Source organism: Thermophagus xiamenensis (assembly GCF_900112795.1).
Lineage (GTDB): Bacteria > Bacteroidota > Bacteroidia > Bacteroidales > Marinilabiliaceae > Thermophagus > Thermophagus xiamenensis.
In genome coordinates, this window is sequence record NZ_FONA01000045.1 from 1 (window position 1) to 1,722 (window position 1,722).

1 protein-coding gene is annotated in these 1,722 nt (G+C 41.5%); it reads left to right on the forward strand.

Going from position 1 to position 1,722, the window contains the following annotated elements; translation table 11 throughout:
* Positions 1-200 precede the first annotated feature (200 nt).
* The gene (locus BM130_RS15030; RefSeq protein WP_302846868.1) at positions 201-1,472 is read left to right on the forward strand and encodes a TrkH family potassium uptake protein; all 1,272 of its coding nucleotides are present in this window, start codon (positions 201-203) and stop codon (positions 1,470-1,472) included.
* Positions 1,473-1,722: the final 250 nt, after the last annotated feature.

Consider the following 1,722-nt stretch of genomic DNA (forward strand, 5'->3'; position numbering starts at 1 on the left):
TCATTTTAGCAATACTATGAATTCTAACGGACTTACCAATGGGGATGGTATGCTCTTAAAGCACCTATAACAACAATTTTAATTAACATATAACTATCTTGAAAAACTTATGTAAATAAAAAAGCCGGAATTTCAATCCCAGCTTCTGTGTTTTATTCTAATTTTTTCTTACTTCTGAAATTGCCTATTTAGGCTCATCACTGCACCTTAAGCCTTCTCTTGGACTTAAAGAGAGTTACCTGACAGTCACCTTTGCCTGGTTTGTTATATCGGCCTTCAGTTCTCTTCCCTATTTGTTTACTCAGTCCATTCACGGATTCGAGAATGCTTTTTTTGAGTCGGTGTCAGGTTTAACAACCACCGGAGCCTCTATCCTCAACGATATTGAATCGTTGCCCAAAAGTGTTCTTTATTGGCGAAGCCTAACCCACTGGATTGGCGGTATGGGTATCATCGTTCTGGTGGTAGCTATTCTTCCTATGCTTCGGGTGGGTGGATATAATTTATTTAAATCAGAAGCTACCGGTATTTCCTATGAAAAATTAACCCCTCGAACAGCCAATACAGCCAAACGACTTTGGGGCATATATGTTGGTTTAACCTTTCTTCAGGTTATATTCCTCTTGCTGGGCGACATGAATTTCTTTGATTCGCTTTGCCATAGTTTCGGCACTATTGCCACAGGTGGTTTTTCTCCTAAAAACGACAGCATAGCCGGTTATTCGCCCTACATACAGTATATTATCATGATATTCATGCTCTTGGCAGGTATCAACTTCACTTTGCACTATTTTACCCTCAAAGGAGAATTTCGGAAATTAATACACAACGATGAACTCAAAACATATTTGGCTATCATTATTGCTGCCGGTGCCATAATTACCATTGTATTGATCCGACATCTCAATCTGGGCTTTGAGGAAGCTTTTCGTAAAGCATTTTTCCAGGTTATATCAATTATAACTACTACAGGATATATCACCGATGATTACCTTTTATGGCCCACACGTGGCTGGATTTTCATTTTTCTGCTCTTTTTTGTGGGTGCCAGCGTTGGCAGTACCGGTGGAGGCATTAAAGTTATTCGCTTAGTGGTAGCTTTTAAAAGTTTTTATGTCAATTTTCTCCGAATACTCCATCCCAATTCGGTATTTGTTTTACGGGTCAATGGTGAAGTGGTCGACGATGAAAAGGTTAGCAATATTTTAGGCTTTATTGTCCTTTATTTTGTCACAGCCATCATCGGCACTATCATTATGATTTTCCTGGGTTTAGATGCTCTCACCGCCTTTACTTCTGTCCTTTCTTCAATGGGTGCCATCGGTCCCGCCTTTGGAGATGTAGGACCTGTAAGTAATTTTTCAGTTATCCCCGATATAGGAAAATACTTCCTTTCCTTTCTCATGATTCTGGGACGTCTGGAACTTACTACCGTATTCGTCCTCTTTACCACTAACTTCTGGAAAGATTGAATTATAAAGACAGAAGCCAATTAGGCCATTAGGCCATTGGGTCATTAGGCTATTAGGCCGGAGCCGCGGAGCAGCGACAGAGTGGTAACCCGGAAAAAGCTCCCCTCCCTCACCCCCCAACCCCCTGAAGGGGGTGAACCGACCCGCGAAACCAGAAGCCAGATGCCAATTAGGCCATTGGGTCATTAGGCCAATAGGCTATTAGGCTATTAGATACGGAGTCCGAAGGACTCCCATGTTTATAGATTAG